Raw genomic sequence first — 12,522 nt, 5'->3', positions numbered from 1 at the left:
GGAAGGTGACGAGACGGCGAGGGCGGCTATGCTGAGGGACAGGCATCGTTTCGCCCGCTAACGGGCTTCACGGAGGACTCGCCATGGACACCCTCATCGCCTACGCGCTGCGCTTTCCGCTGATCGTCTTCAGCGTCCTGCTGGGGCTGCTGGCGCTCTACTGGTTGCTCGTGCTGCTGCGCCTGGCGCCCCTGGAGCTCTTCGAGCACGACAGCCTGCGCAACGACAACCTGGCCAGTGCCCTGGTCTCGCTGGGCTTCGCCGGGCTGCCGGCCTCGCTGGCCCTGACGGTGCTGATCGTGCTGGCCGGGCTCCTGACCCTGGGCGTGGAGGTCGCCGTGCTGACCTGGCTGCCGCTGGGCTTCTTCCGCATCCCCCTCGGCGTGCTGGTGCTCTGGGCAGCCTTCGCGCTCGCCTCGCCCCTGGCGGCGGGCATCTGCCATCGCCTGCACCGTCCCCTGCATCGGCATCCCGAACGCCATCCCCGCTGCCTGCTTGGCGAGGTCGTGCGGGTCACCGACCAGGCTGAGGCCGATGGCCGGGTGACCGCGGTGCTCGAGGAAGACGAAGCCCGGGACGTCTGCCTGCTGGGTAAGCCGGGCGAGCGGCCGACGCCGGGCGAGCGGCGGGTGCTGGTCAAGTACCTGCCCGAGGCCGGGGCCTTTCGTGCGGTGCCGGAGCGGGAATTCCTGGATGCCCGTACCCGGCTGGTGCGGTTGCACCTGTTGGGGCGTCATCACGGGCCGGGCTCACGCAACGGCGGGTCGGCCTCGGCCTAGGAGCCAGTCGGGTCTGACCGGTCGTCACGAGAATCACGGATTTCGAGTCAAGTTCATCGATCGAGTGAGGCGCGAATGGCGCGCGATTCGACGAAATGGCTCCTAGCGGCGCATCAGGGCGAGCTGGGCATCGACCAGGGCCATGCCGCGCTCATGGAGGGAATAGGCCTCGGGGTCGCGCAGCCAGTCGTGGAAGATGCCGCTGAGCAGCGACTGCAGCAGGCGGGTGGCGACCTCGGGGGCGAGGTCCTCGCGAAGCAACCCCTGCGCGCGGGCGGCGCCGAGATAGTCTCCCAGGGCCTCGAGACACTCGCTGGCCATCTCGCTTTGCATGGCCTGGGGGTCGATGTCGCTGAAGAACTCGCAGCGGTGGACCAGGATGGCGTGGACCCGGCGATGGCGGGGCTGTTCCAGGCGCAGGAAGCCGCGCTCGCAGCCCAGTCGGATGGCCTCGAGCGGTGAGGTGCCCTCGCCGGCGGTCTCCGCCACCAGTTCCTCGAAGGGCAGACGCACCCGTTCGAGCATGGCACGGAAGAGGTCGGCCTTGTTGCGGAAATGCCAGTAGACGGCGCCCCGAGTCATCCCCGCGTGTCGAGCGATCTGCTCCAGGGAGGTGCGGGCGACTCCCTTCTCGAAGAAGACCTCCTCGGCGGCATCGAGCAGCGCCAGGCGGGTCGCCTCGGCTTCGGCCTTGGTGCGTCGGGCCATAGATGATCCACTCCTGACGGGTCTGTCCCTCATTCTACCCGATCGAATGGGGAGTATCACATTAGAAAGCGAATGCTCGCTATCTTGTGAGCGCTTGTCGCCGCTGCCGGGATGCGGGAATATGAGAGAACGCTGTTTCCATCGAGAGGTCGCCCATGGCGCGAGCCCCCTTCGAACTCGCCGGCGTGCGCGTGGCGCCGGGTTCCCGCAGCCAGATCGACGTGCCGGTGGCTCGGCTCTACACCCATGCCCCGCTGCATATCCCGGTGGAGGTAGTGCACGGACGCCAGGCGGGGCCGGTGATGCTGGTGTGCGGCGGCATCCACGGCGACGAGATCAACGGCGTGGAGATCGTCCGTCGGCTGTTGCGTTCCCGCCAGATCCAGCGGCTGCGTGGCACCCTGATCGGCGTGCCGATCGTCAACGTCTTCGGCTTCGTCCAGCACAGCCGCTACCTTCCGGACCGGCGCGATCTCAACCGCTGCTTCCCCGGCAGCGAGTCCGGCTCCCTGGGCAGCCGGGTGGCGGCGCTGTTTCGCGAACAGATCGTCGATCAGGCCACCCACATCATCGATCTGCACACCGGGGCCATCCATCGCACCAACCTGCCCCAGATCCGGGCGCAGCTCATCCCCGGCAGCGAGACCGAGCGGATGGCCAACGCCTTCGGCGCGCCGGTGATCCTCAATGCCGACCTCCGCGAGGGCAGCCTGCGCCACTATGCCGAGACCCGCGACATCCCGGTGCTCACCTACGAGGCCGGGGAAGCCCTGCGCTTCGACGAGTGGGCCATCGCCCCGGGGGTGCGCGGGGTGCCGCCCGTGATGCGCCGGCTCGGCATGCTCAGCGGCGAGAAGCGCCGACGCACGCCGCCGGCCGCCGAGGTGGCCAACGGCTCGAGCTGGGCTCGGGCCCCCATCGACGGCATCCTGCGGCCGCAGGTACGCCTGGGCGCCCGGGTGGCCAAGGGCGAGCTGCTGGGGCGGGTCGCCGATCCCTTCGGCAACGCCGAGGGCGAGGTGCGCTCCATGGCCGACGGCATCGTCATCGGCATGGGTCGCCTGCCGCTGGCCAACGAGGGCGAGGCGCTCTTCCATATCGCTCGCTTCGATGCCATCGAGGAGGCCGAGAACGCCGTGGAGACCTTCCAGTCCAGCCTCGAGCCGCCGCCTGACCCGCTGTACTGAGTCAACCGGCCAGCGCCGGGGCGGGTGCCGGCTCGGGGACCAGGCCCAGGGCGTCGTCGAAGACCGAGAGACCGGCGCCATCGCGGTGGGCGTGTTCGGAGAGGTGGCGACGGAACTTGCGTCCCCCCGGGCACCCCTGGAAGAGGCCGAGCAGATGGCGCGTCACGTGGTTGAGCTTCGCGCCTTCGGCGAGACGTTCGGCGATGTAGGGCCGCAGCGCCCGGGCCGCGGCATGGCGGCTCGCGGCCGGCCCCGGCTCGCCATAGAGGTGTTCGTCGACACCGGCCAGCAACCAGGGGTTCTGGTAGGCCTCGCGGCCGACCATCACGCTGTCCACGTGTTCGAGCTGCGCCTGGCACGCCTCCAGGCTCTTGAGCCCCCCGTTGATGCCGATATGCAGGTCCGGACGGCTGGCCTTCAGCCGGTGGACCCGCGGATAGTTCAGCGGCGGGATGTCGCGGTTCTCCTTGGGCGAGAGCCCCTCCAGCCAGGCCTTGCGGGCATGCACGATGAACACCTCGCAGCCGGCGTCGGCGACCCGCTCGATGAAGTGTGCCAGGTCGGCGTCCTCGTCCTGGTCGTCGATGCCGATGCGGCACTTGACGGTGACGGGAATCGACACCGCCTCGCGCATGGCCGCGACCGCGTGCGCCACCTTGTCCGGGTGGGCCATCAGGCAGGCGCCGATCAGGTTGTTCTGCACCCGGTCGCTGGGGCAGCCGACGTTGAGGTTGACCTCGTCGTAGCCCCATTCCTCGGCGATGGCCGCACACTCGGCCAGCGCCCCGGCGTCGCTGCCGCCGAGCTGCAGGGCCAGCGGATGCTCCACCGGGTCGTAGCCGAGGAAGCGCTCCCGGGGGCTGCCGTGCAGGATGGCCCCGGTGGTCACCATCTCGGTATAGAGCAGGGCGCGCCGCGTCAGGGTTCGCGCGAAGGCGCGGTAGTCGCGGGTCGTCCAGTCCATCATCGGCGCGACGGAGAAGGTACGGTCGAGATCGGTCATCGGCATCACAGGGGTAGGGCGGTGAGGTGGCATTCTACCAGTCGCGGCGTAGGTTGCGAGGGGCGGCGTTGCGTGAGAAGGCTCCGAGCCGGCTTCGTCCATACTCATGGTGTCGACGTGGCGGTAACGGTCAGGAGGCGAGCATGAGCGACGAGGCACTCGATGACAGCCAGCGGGAACTGCTGGCGCGCGTCCTGCAGCACGGCGGCGTGCTGGCCGCGCCCTTCGGTCATGTGGGCGAGGACAGCCTGCTGCCCGAGCTGGTGGCCGATATCGAGGCGCTGGAGGTGACGGGACGCCTCCGGGTGGAGCGCGATCCCGACGGCGACCCCCGGCGGCTCGAGCTCACCCCGCAGGGCTATGAGGCCCTGGAGATGGAGTGATGGGCGGGCGTTGAAGCAGGGAGCTTCGACGTGGTGGTAGTGTCGGAAGTAGCAACCCGGGGACGCCGTTCGCCCAGCGACGCCCCCGTTCCCGTGTCAATGGCTGGGGAGACATGACATGAGCGATCGCCAGGAGCGACTGGAAACCTTGCGGGACGAGCTGATCGATCGCCTCGAGCGCTATCGGGCAGACAAGACTCGGGCCGGCGGTCCGCTGGACAAGGACCTGGAAGAGCAGTCCATCGAGCTGGAGAACGCCGAGACGATCGATTCCCTGGAGAACGAGGCCGAGGAGGAGCTGATCCAGGTCATGCATGCGCTGGCCCGGATCCGCGAGGGGCAGGGCGAGAACTGCGAGAACTGCGGCGAGCTGATCGACGAGGCGCGACTGTCGGCCGTGCCCTTCACCACGCTCTGCCGCGACTGCGCCGAGGCAGGATGAGACCCCCGATCCCCCCTTGGGGGCCGGGCGGGTCGGGATGGGCCGGACAGGGAGGACGACCATGAAGGCGTGGTATCGAGGTCTGCTGCTGGCCGGGTTGGCAGGGTGGCTGTCGGCCTGTGGCGGAAACGAGGAGGACAAGCCGCCTCCCGATCAGCGGCTCGGGGGAGTGGCCCAGCCGGACGTGGTCGAGGAGGCGCCGGAGCCGGCGCCTCGTGTCGAGCCCTTCGACGAGGCGGTGACGATCGAGGTGTCCGCCCGGCTTCGCAACGATCGTCGGCTCCTGGTGGAGGGCGCCACCAACCTGCCGGAAACCACCCGTCTTCAGGTGCTGGTGGAAAGGGAGGTCAGCGGGGTGCGCTGGCAGCAACGGACCCGGGTGGAAGGGGGAGGCTTCTCCGCGGGCCCCTTCGGGCCGGGCAGCGGGCTGCCGGACGGGGGCTATCGCATCACCGTGAACATGCCCGCGGCGAGCATCCAGCCCCCGGAGGTACGGGCGCGACTGGGACAGGACGGCGAGCATCTCCAGGGTCCATTGGTCGGGCAGTCGCGCCATGGCCTGGGACGGGTGGTCAGCACCACCCAGCGCTTCCTGGTCGGCAGCCAGCCACGCCACACCACCGACCAGGTGGAGGTGCTGGAACTCGAATAGGCTAGACGGTTTCCTGGCGCCACAGGCCGACGACCTTGCCGACCAACCGGCAGTCGGGCGTGTAGGGAGAGGGTGCGTCGCCGCCGTCGCCCTGGAAGGTCAGCTCGCCCCTCGTGCCCTGCCGGACATGGCGCAGCACCAGTCGGCCCTGTTCCTCGATCAGGTAGAGACCGGGTTGTCGAAAGATCTCGGTGGGGGCGATGGCCGCCAGATCCCCGCTGTCCAGGTAATCGAAGGTCTCGCCCGGGGCGGGCGTGATCAGGTGGCAGTCGCCGTCCCACCGCTGGCCTGGGGTCAATTCCAGGGGCAGGGTGATCCCCTGGCTCTCGTGGCCCTCCCAGGGAGGAGCGCCCTCGTGGCGGAGCAAGAGGGGGGCGGGACGCTGGCGTTCGCCCTCCAGCAGTGCGGAGAGCGGGCAGTTGAGGGCCTGGGCCAGGGCGACCAGGCGCTCATGCCCGATCTGCTTGATGGCCCCGGACTCCCAGTAGGAGATGGTGACGTCCGAGACACCGACCCGCCGGGCGAGCGCGGCCTTGTTGAGTTTGGCCTCCAGCCTGAGTTGCTTGATCCGTGGGCCGAGAGTTTCCATTGAACGTCGTCCTGTCTGAGATCGAGGAAAGGAAAGCATGGTCCGTGATTGCTCAGGGCTGTGCAATAGCGCGCATCAACGCTATGACAACCCGTCTCCTCCCCTGTTACCAGGGGATGGCCATGTCGTCCCAGTCCCGGAAGTCGCCGCTGTCCTCCGGTGTGCGGCGGCCCAGCACGTCCAGCAGGCGTTCGGCCACGAAGTCCGGGGAAAACAGCTTGCCCTCGGGGACCCGAGCCTGGAAGGGGTGGGACAGGGCGGTGTCGGTCGTGCCGGGGTGCAGGCAGACCACGGTGGCATGCGGATTGAGCCGCCGGAGCTCCACGGCCGCGGTCTTCATCAGCATGTTATGGGCCGCCTTGCTGGCCCGGTAGCCGTACCAGCCCCCCAGGCGGTTGTCGCCGATGGAGCCCACCCGGGCCGAGAGGCTGGCGATGAGCGCCGGGTGGCGCCCCTTGAGCGAGCCCTCCAGGGCCTTGAGCAGCAGGGCCGGCGTGGCGGCGTTGACGTGAAACAGGCGGGCCAGGGCCGCGGCATCCAGATCGGCGAGCCGTTTTTCCGGGGCGATGCCGGCGGGCTCGTCGTGCAGCATGCCCACGGCATTGACCATCAGGTGCAGGGGAGCCCCGTCGAGGTGGTCGGCGAGCCGCTCCAGGGCCGCGGGATCGGTGATGTCCAGCCGGACCGGGTTCCATCGGGGATCGTCGCGCCGCTGCGGACGTCGACTGACGGCATGCAGGCGGCCCAGCCGTGGGCTGGCCAGCAGCGCATCCGCCAGGGCCGAGCCGATTCCCCCGGAGGCGCCGGTGACCAGGGCGGTGAAACCGTCGGGAAGCTGGGGCAGCATGCTCGCTCCTTGAGGTAGCGGGGGATTCCAGTCATGGACCATCGAGCCTGGCAATGATTCCGCCGCCACGGCTGCCGGGCCGAGGCGAGGTGCGTATAATGCGCCCATCCGCCCTGGCGAGGAGCCTGCGGGACCCGATCGAGCACTGAGCGGCGTTCCGCAGGCGCCTGGGGCCCCATTCCCCCGACTGGACCAAGGACGACATGACCGTACGTACCCGTATCGCGCCGTCTCCCACCGGCGATCCCCATGTGGGCACCGCCTACATCGCCCTGTTCAACCTCTGCTTCGCCCGCCAGCACGGCGGCCAGTTCATCCTGCGCATCGAGGACACCGACCGGGCGCGCTCCACCGAGGAGTCGGAGCAGATGATCCTCGACTCCCTGCGCTGGCTGGGGCTGGAATGGGACGAGGGACCCGACGTGGGCGGCCCCCATGGCCCCTACCGCCAGAGCGAGCGTGGCGATATCTATGCCGAGTACGCCCGTCAGCTGATCGACGCCGGTCATGCCTTCAAGTGCTACCGCACCAGCGAGGAGCTCGACGCCCTGCGCGAGGCTCGCAAGGAAGCCGGCATGCACCTGGCGCTGAAGCCCGCCGACCTGGCGCTGCCCGAGGAGGAGGTCGCCCGCCGCGAGCGCGAGGGCTGGCCTTACGTGGTGCGCATGAAGGTGCCGGCCAGCGGCACCTGTGTGGTGGAGGACATGCTGCGCGGCACCATCGAGGTGGACTGGGCCCAGGTCGATGCCCAGATCCTGCTCAAGTCCGACGGCATGCCCACCTACCACCTGGCCAACGTGGTGGACGACCACCTGATGGGCATCACCCATGTCCTGCGCGGCGAGGAGTGGATCAATTCCGCGCCCAAGCACCAGCTGCTCTACGAGTACTTCGGCTGGCCGATGCCGGTGCTCTGTCACATGCCGCTGTTGCGCAATCCCGACAAGTCCAAGCTGTCCAAGCGCAAGAACCCGACCTCCATCAACTATTATCGGCGCATGGGTTTCCTGCCCCAGGCGGTCACCAACTACCTGGGTCGCATGGGCTGGTCCATGCCCGACGAGCGGGAGAAGTTCACCCTCGACGAGATGATGAGCCACTTCGACATCCAGCGGGTCTCGCTGGGCGGGCCGGTCTTCGACCTGCAGAAGCTGACCTGGCTCAACGGCGTCTACATCCGCGAGGACCTGGACGACGATGCCTTCCTGCAGGCGCTGCGCGACTGGGCCTTCAACGAGGACTACGTGCGTCGGATCCTGCCCCAGGTCCGCCCGCGGGTGGAGACCCTCTCCGACGTCATGCCGTTGGCCGGCCACTTCTTCTCCGGCCTGCCGGCGATCGAGGAGGGCGACTTCGACGGTATCAAGCTGGGCCGCGAGGACCTGCTCAAGCTGCTGCAGTTCCTGGTCTGGCGGTTCGAGGCGGTGCCCGCCTGGCACAAGGAGGTGCTGTTGACCGAGGTGAAGGCGCTCTCCGCCCACTTCGAGCTCAAGATGAAGGACTTCCTGGCACCGGTGTTCATCGCCATCACCGGCTCCACCTCCAGCACCTCGGTGATGGACGCCATGGCCATCCTCGGCTCCGACATGACCCGCGCGCGGCTGCGTCACGCCATCGCGGTGCTCGGCGGCGTCTCCAAGAAGCAGGCCAAGCGCTTCGAGAAGGAATATCGCGATCTCTAACAAATAGGAAAACGCTGAAGTTCCGTCGCGAGCGACGATAGGCGGGGACGCCGAGGCTGGTCGCCGCCGGAGCGCAGCGCCCGGAGTGTAGCCTGCTACATGAGGAGACGACCGGGCCGGCGCTCCGGCACCGCCGGCGGCCAGGATATCGAGCGCAGCAGGAAATTCTCGTTTTCCCGTTGACGAAGCCGAGGGGAATCAGTACTATACGCCTCGTCTTCACGAGATGCGGGGCCTTAGCTCAGCTGGGAGAGCGCGACACTGGCAGTGTCGAGGTCAGCGGTTCGATCCCGCTAGGCTCCACCAAGTCTCGCTATCGGAGATGATGCGTCCCATTCGTCTAGTGGTCTAGGACACCGCCCTTTCACGGCGGTAACAGGGGTTCGAACCCCCTATGGGACGCCACTTTCCCTTCTTGTGGATATCCAGGCGCCTCGAGCGTCTTTTTTTGTCCCTGAGCCTGCTTGCCGCCCCCGCGCGGTCGCCTTGTCTAGTACTTTGGTGCTAGAAACCGGGCGTTTTTCCCCTTGACTTGTCCACTTTACCTGTTCCTGTTTTCCGCCCTGTGCACAGCAGCGGCGTGAAGCCCGTGGTTGCGGCGTTCTTTAATTAAGTCTTTAAAATCAGTGGGTTGCTATAGGTCAAAATTTGATCAATCTAAGCGCGACCCGCTAGTCATGGCGGTCCGGGGCGCTTATCTAGGCGTTGTGAACAGGGTTATCCACAGAATGTGTGGAAAACGCTGCAGGCGGGCGACAGGACGATGACGGCGGGTCCCGTCGCCGCCTCGGTAGGGCGGTCAGGGGGCGTCGTGGGGGCGATCCTGCAGCCGGCGCAGCAGGGAGGAGGTATCCCAGCGGCCGCCGCCCATCGCCTGGACGTCGCCGTAGAACTGGTCCACCAGGGCGGTCACCGGCAGGCGGGCGCCGAGCCGGCGGGCCTGCTCCAGGCAGATCCCCAGATCCTTGCGCATCCAGTCCACCGCGAAGCCGTGCTCGTACTCGTCGGCGATCATGGTCCGATGCCGGTTGTCCATCTGCCAGGAGCCCGCGGCGCCCTGGCTGATGACCTCGACCACGCGGTAGGGGTCGAGCCCGGCCTTGTCGGCGAAATGCAGCCCCTCGGCCAGCGCCTGGATCAGGCCACCGATGCAGATCTGGTTGACCATCTTGGTCAGCTGGCCGCTGCCGGCCGGGCCCATCAGGGTCACGGCTCGGCCGTAGTGCTCGAGCAGCGGGGCGGCGCGCTCGAAGTCGGCCACCTCGCCGCCGCACATGATGGTCAGCGCGCCGTTCTCGGCGCCCTGCTGGCCACCGGAGACCGGGGCGTCGAGAAAGCCGATGCCGCGTTCGCGGCAGGCCGCGTCGAGTTCGGCGGCCAGCTCCCCCGAGGCGGTGGTGTGATCGACCAGCAGGCTGCCGGCGGACATGCCGTGCAGGGCGCCCTCGGGGCCGGTGGTCACCTGGCGCACGTCGTCGTCGTTGCCCACGCAGATCAGCACCAGGTCGGCGCCGGCGGCGGCCTCGCGGGGCGTGGGATGCTGGCTGCCGCCATGGCTCCCGACCCAGGCGGCGGCCTTGTCGCCGGTGCGGTTGTAGACACGAACGTCGAGGCCGGCGCGGGCCAGGTGGCCGGCCATGGGGTGGCCCATCACGCCAAGGCCGATAAAGGCAACCGTCGAGATTGTCGGGTTCATGGATGGCTCCTTGCGGGTGGGAAATCAGGCGTCACGAACGACGAAGGCCGCCCAGGGGCGGCCTTCGTCAGCGAGCGGTCCGGCGGGCCGGCCTCACTCGGCAGGGTAGTCGCGCTGGTCGTGGCCGACATAGAGCTGGCGCGGGCGACCGATCTTGTAGCTGTCGCTAAGCATCTCGTTCCAGTGGGAGATCCAGCCGATGGTCCGGGACACCGCGAAGATCACGGTGAACATGTTGGTGGGGATGCCCATCGCCTTGAGGATGATGCCGGAATAGAAGTCGACGTTCGGGTACAGCTTGCGCTCGATGAAGTACTCGTCCTCCAGGGCGATCTGCTCCAGGCGCTTGGCGATCTTGAGCTGCGGATCGTCGGCCATGCCGAGCTGGGCCAGCACCTCGTCGCAGGTCTCCTTCATCACCTTGGCGCGCGGGTCGAAGTTGCGGTAGACGCGGTGGCCGAAGCCCATCAGCTTGAAGGGGTCGTCCTTGTCCTTGGCCTTGTCGATGAAGCGCTGGATGTTCTCTTCGGAGTCGTCGCCGATCTCGTCGAGCATGTTCAGCACCGCCTCGTTGGCGCCCCCGTGGGCCGGTCCCCAGAGGGCGGCGATGCCGGCGCTGATGCAGGCGAAGGGGTTGGCGCCGGTGGAGCCGGCCAGGCGCACCGTGGAGGTGGAGGCGTTCTGCTCGTGATCGGCATGGAGCATGAAGATGCGGTCCATCGCCTTGGCGAAGACCGGATTGATCTCGTAATCCTCGCAGGGGTTGCTGAACATCATGTAGAGGAAGTTCTCTGCATAGTTCAGGTCATTGCGGGGATAGTTGAACGGCTGGCCGATGTTGTACTTGTAGGACATGGCCGCGATGGTCGGCATCTTGGCGATCAGGCGGATGGCGCTGATCTCGCGGTCTTCCGGCTTGGTGATGTCCAGATGGTCATGGTAGAAGGCCGCCAGGCCGCCGACCACGCCGCACAGGATCGACATCGGGTGGGCGTCGCGACGGAAGCCCTTGAAGAAGTTGGCCAGTTGCTCGTGGACCATGGTATGGCCGCGGACGCGGCCCTCGAAGTCCTGGTACTGCTCCTTGGAGGGCAGCTCGCCGAACATCAGCAGGTAGCAGAGCTCGACGAAGTTGGAGTGCTTGGCGAGTTGCTCGATGGGGTAGCCGCGATGCAGCAGCACCCCCTTGCCGCCGTCGATGTAGGTGATGGCGGACTGGCAGGAGGAGGTGGCCATGAAGCCGGGGTCATAGGTGAAGAGGCCTTCGGCGCCCAGGCCACGGACATCGACCACATCCGGCCCCACGGTGCCCGAGTAGACCGGCAGCTCGATCGGCTTATCCAGACCCTCTACCGTCAACGTTGCTTTCCTGTCAGCCATAACTGGCCTCCTCTCGAGTTCATGGTGGCGCGATAAGTCGTGATTTCGCAGAACTTGCCGGCGAAAAGGTTCGCCCACTATAGAAGCGTCCTGGCGATTGTCAATTCGCCCATGGCCGGCCTTGCCTTATGCAAACAAGCGTTCTATGTATAGGTTGTGTCTGGTTAATGGTGCTCCGCATCATGCCGATCCCCGGCGTGGCGGGGGTTCGGAGAGCGTGCGCTAAGTGCCGGGATGACGGACTTTTTGCGCACTTTCAGAACCTGCCACCATAGTCGAGTCGGCGGCGTCTTCATTTGTCATGGGGGGGGTGGACCCCTATAATCCTGTCGCGCGACTGGCAGGAAACGGCGGTCGTGGCCCTCGGTCACGATCGAGTCCCTTCCCGAAACCACCGCCCGTGAGGGCCTCGCCCGAGTGCCCACCCGCGGGCCAAGAGAGTGTGTAGAAAGCCGTGAATAGCAAACGACCCGTAAATCTGGATCTGTCCACGATACAGTTTCCGCTCCCCGCCCTGACGTCGATCGCTCACCGCATCACCGGCGTCATCCTTTTCATCGGCCTGATCTTCGGCTTCTGGGCCCTCGACGCCTCGCTGTCCTCGCCCGAGGGCTTTGCCGCCGTGAGCGACGCCCTGGCCCACAACTTCCTGGCGAAGTTGATCGCCTGGGGGCTGTTGTCGGCACTGGCCTTCCACTTCGTGGCCGGGATCAAGCACTTGCTGATGGACATCGACATCGGCGTGACCCTCGAGGGGGGCGTCAAGAAGGCGCAGATCACCGTGGTGGTGAGCGTGGTCCTGATCATTCTGGCGGGAGTCTGGGTATGGTAACCAACATCACGAACTTCGGACGCAGCGGGCTGTCCGACTGGCTCGTCCAGCGCGTCTCGGCCATCATTCTGGCCCTCTACACTCTCTTCATCGTCGGCTACCTGCTGTTCCACCCGGGCCTCGACTATGCCGCCTGGAGCGGTCTCTTCGCCCAGACCTGGATGCGCATCTTCTCGCTGTTGGCCTTCGTGTCGCTGTCCGCGCACGCCTGGGTCGGTCTGTGGACCGTGACCACTGACTACCTCAAGCCGACCGGCATCCGTATCGCCACCCAGACCGTCATCATCCTGGCCATCTTCGTGTTCCTGGTCTGGGGCATCCAAGTTCTGTGGGGAGCCTGAT

At 67.1% G+C, this 12,522-nt stretch carries 14 protein-coding genes and 2 tRNA genes; 10 read left to right on the top strand and 6 right to left on the bottom strand.

Annotation, left to right across the window (positions count from 1 at the left end; genetic code table 11):
* Positions 1-83: 83 nt before the first annotated feature.
* Positions 84-779 (top strand): hypothetical protein, encoded by a 696-nt coding sequence (locus BEI_RS12445; protein WP_097789816.1) that lies wholly within the window; start codon positions 84-86, stop codon positions 777-779.
* A 102-nt stretch (positions 780-881) separates the two neighbouring features.
* On the opposite strand, the gene BEI_RS12440 is transcribed toward BEI_RS12445, so the two are convergent.
* The gene (locus BEI_RS12440; RefSeq protein WP_097789815.1) at positions 882-1,487 is read right to left on the bottom strand and encodes a TetR family transcriptional regulator; all 606 of its coding nucleotides are present in this window, start codon (positions 1,485-1,487) and stop codon (positions 882-884) included.
* Positions 1,488-1,642: 155 nt separating this feature from the next.
* On the opposite strand from BEI_RS12440, the gene BEI_RS12435 reads away from it, so the two are divergent.
* Positions 1,643-2,674, top strand: a complete 1,032-nt coding sequence (locus BEI_RS12435; RefSeq protein WP_097789814.1) for a succinylglutamate desuccinylase/aspartoacylase family protein — start codon at positions 1,643-1,645, stop codon at positions 2,672-2,674.
* 1 nt (position 2,675) lies between these two features.
* Here the strand turns inward: BEI_RS12435 and dusA are convergent, their stop codons facing one another.
* On the bottom strand, positions 2,676-3,677 hold the full coding sequence (gene dusA / locus BEI_RS12430) for a tRNA dihydrouridine(20/20a) synthase DusA (RefSeq protein ID WP_097789813.1): 1,002 nt from the start codon (positions 3,675-3,677) through the stop codon (positions 2,676-2,678).
* Between the two features lie 143 nt (positions 3,678-3,820).
* Here dusA and BEI_RS12425 point away from each other — a divergent pair, with 143 nt between their 5' ends.
* The 3 genes from BEI_RS12425 to BEI_RS12415 all read left to right on the top strand — a co-directional run bounded on the left by BEI_RS12425 (position 3,821) and on the right by BEI_RS12415 (position 5,154).
* Complete coding sequence (locus BEI_RS12425; RefSeq protein WP_097789812.1) at positions 3,821-4,060, top strand: hypothetical protein; 240 nt, start codon at positions 3,821-3,823, stop codon at positions 4,058-4,060.
* 118 nt (positions 4,061-4,178) lie between these two features.
* A complete protein-coding gene (locus BEI_RS12420) occupies positions 4,179-4,502 on the top strand; it encodes a TraR/DksA family transcriptional regulator (protein WP_097789811.1) in 324 nt (107 codons plus the stop codon).
* A gap of 61 nt (positions 4,503-4,563) precedes the next feature.
* On the top strand, positions 4,564-5,154 hold the full coding sequence (locus BEI_RS12415; RefSeq protein ID WP_097789810.1) for a hypothetical protein: 591 nt from the start codon (positions 4,564-4,566) through the stop codon (positions 5,152-5,154).
* A gap of 1 nt (position 5,155) precedes the next feature.
* On the opposite strand, the gene BEI_RS12410 is transcribed toward BEI_RS12415, so the two are convergent.
* Both BEI_RS12410 and BEI_RS12405 read right to left on the bottom strand, forming a co-directional pair.
* Positions 5,156-5,743 (bottom strand): helix-turn-helix domain-containing protein, encoded by a 588-nt coding sequence (locus tag BEI_RS12410; RefSeq protein WP_193765107.1) that lies wholly within the window; start codon positions 5,741-5,743, stop codon positions 5,156-5,158.
* Positions 5,744-5,849: 106 nt separating this feature from the next.
* Entirely contained in the window at positions 5,850-6,590 is a 741-nt protein-coding gene (locus BEI_RS12405; RefSeq protein WP_097789808.1) for an SDR family NAD(P)-dependent oxidoreductase, read from the bottom strand.
* 203 nt (positions 6,591-6,793) lie between these two features.
* Between BEI_RS12405 and gltX the strand changes: the two genes are divergently transcribed.
* The 3 genes from gltX to BEI_RS12390 all read left to right on the top strand — a co-directional run bounded on the left by gltX (position 6,794) and on the right by BEI_RS12390 (position 8,677).
* The gene (gene gltX, locus BEI_RS12400; RefSeq protein WP_097789807.1) at positions 6,794-8,272 is read left to right on the top strand and encodes a glutamate--tRNA ligase; all 1,479 of its coding nucleotides are present in this window, start codon (positions 6,794-6,796) and stop codon (positions 8,270-8,272) included.
* Between the two features lie 230 nt (positions 8,273-8,502).
* Positions 8,503-8,578: transfer RNA gene (locus tag BEI_RS12395), tRNA-Ala, on the top strand.
* Between the two features lie 23 nt (positions 8,579-8,601).
* A tRNA-Glu gene (locus tag BEI_RS12390) sits at positions 8,602-8,677 on the top strand.
* Between the two features lie 394 nt (positions 8,678-9,071).
* On the opposite strand, the gene BEI_RS12385 is transcribed toward BEI_RS12390, so the two are convergent.
* Together BEI_RS12385 and gltA are read right to left on the bottom strand one after the other, a co-directional pair.
* Positions 9,072-9,968 (bottom strand): NAD(P)-dependent oxidoreductase, encoded by an 897-nt coding sequence (locus BEI_RS12385; protein WP_227644471.1) that lies wholly within the window; start codon positions 9,966-9,968, stop codon positions 9,072-9,074.
* Positions 9,969-10,061: 93 nt separating this feature from the next.
* Positions 10,062-11,348, bottom strand: a complete 1,287-nt coding sequence (gene gltA, locus BEI_RS12380) for a citrate synthase (RefSeq protein WP_097789806.1) — start codon at positions 11,346-11,348, stop codon at positions 10,062-10,064.
* A 454-nt stretch (positions 11,349-11,802) separates the two neighbouring features.
* Between gltA and sdhC the strand changes: the two genes are divergently transcribed.
* Entirely contained in the window at positions 11,803-12,180 is a 378-nt protein-coding gene (sdhC, locus tag BEI_RS12375; RefSeq protein ID WP_097789805.1) for a succinate dehydrogenase, cytochrome b556 subunit, read from the top strand.
* Positions 12,174-12,521, top strand: coding sequence for a succinate dehydrogenase, hydrophobic membrane anchor protein (gene sdhD / locus BEI_RS12370; RefSeq protein ID WP_097789804.1), 348 nt, complete (start codon positions 12,174-12,176; stop codon positions 12,519-12,521). The genes sdhC and sdhD overlap by 7 nt, the downstream gene beginning before the upstream one ends.
* Position 12,522: the final 1 nt, after the last annotated feature.

It is taken from the genome of Halomonas beimenensis, from assembly GCF_002549795.1.
GTDB classification, from domain to species: Bacteria; Pseudomonadota; Gammaproteobacteria; order Pseudomonadales; family Halomonadaceae; genus Halomonas; species Halomonas beimenensis.
Note: the sequence above shows the minus strand (reverse complement) of the source record. Positions and strands in the feature narration are given on the sequence as shown.

Bases quoted from the DNA above. Each gene is read 5' to 3' on its own strand.
- gltX (WP_097789807.1), top strand. From the start codon at position 6,794: ATGACCGTACGTACCCGTATCGCGCCGTCTCCCACCGGCGATCCCCAT.
- gltA (WP_097789806.1), bottom strand. From the start codon at position 11,348: ATGGCTGACAGGAAAGCAACGTTGACGGTAGAGGGTCTGGATAAGCCG.
- BEI_RS12445 (WP_097789816.1), top strand. From the start codon at position 84: ATGGACACCCTCATCGCCTACGCGCTGCGCTTTCCGCTGATCGTCTTC.
- BEI_RS12420 (WP_097789811.1), top strand. From the start codon at position 4,179: ATGAGCGATCGCCAGGAGCGACTGGAAACCTTGCGGGACGAGCTGATC.
- BEI_RS12425 (WP_097789812.1), top strand. From the start codon at position 3,821: ATGAGCGACGAGGCACTCGATGACAGCCAGCGGGAACTGCTGGCGCGC.
- BEI_RS12410 (WP_193765107.1), bottom strand. From the start codon at position 5,743: ATGGAAACTCTCGGCCCACGGATCAAGCAACTCAGGCTGGAGGCCAAA.
- BEI_RS12405 (WP_097789808.1), bottom strand. From the start codon at position 6,590: ATGCTGCCCCAGCTTCCCGACGGTTTCACCGCCCTGGTCACCGGCGCC.
- BEI_RS12415 (WP_097789810.1), top strand. From the start codon at position 4,564: ATGAAGGCGTGGTATCGAGGTCTGCTGCTGGCCGGGTTGGCAGGGTGG.
- BEI_RS12435 (WP_097789814.1), top strand. From the start codon at position 1,643: ATGGCGCGAGCCCCCTTCGAACTCGCCGGCGTGCGCGTGGCGCCGGGT.
- sdhD (WP_097789804.1), top strand. From the start codon at position 12,174: ATGGTAACCAACATCACGAACTTCGGACGCAGCGGGCTGTCCGACTGG.
- dusA (WP_097789813.1), bottom strand. From the start codon at position 3,677: ATGACCGATCTCGACCGTACCTTCTCCGTCGCGCCGATGATGGACTGG.
- BEI_RS12385 (WP_227644471.1), bottom strand. From the start codon at position 9,968: ATGAACCCGACAATCTCGACGGTTGCCTTTATCGGCCTTGGCGTGATG.
- BEI_RS12440 (WP_097789815.1), bottom strand. From the start codon at position 1,487: ATGGCCCGACGCACCAAGGCCGAAGCCGAGGCGACCCGCCTGGCGCTG.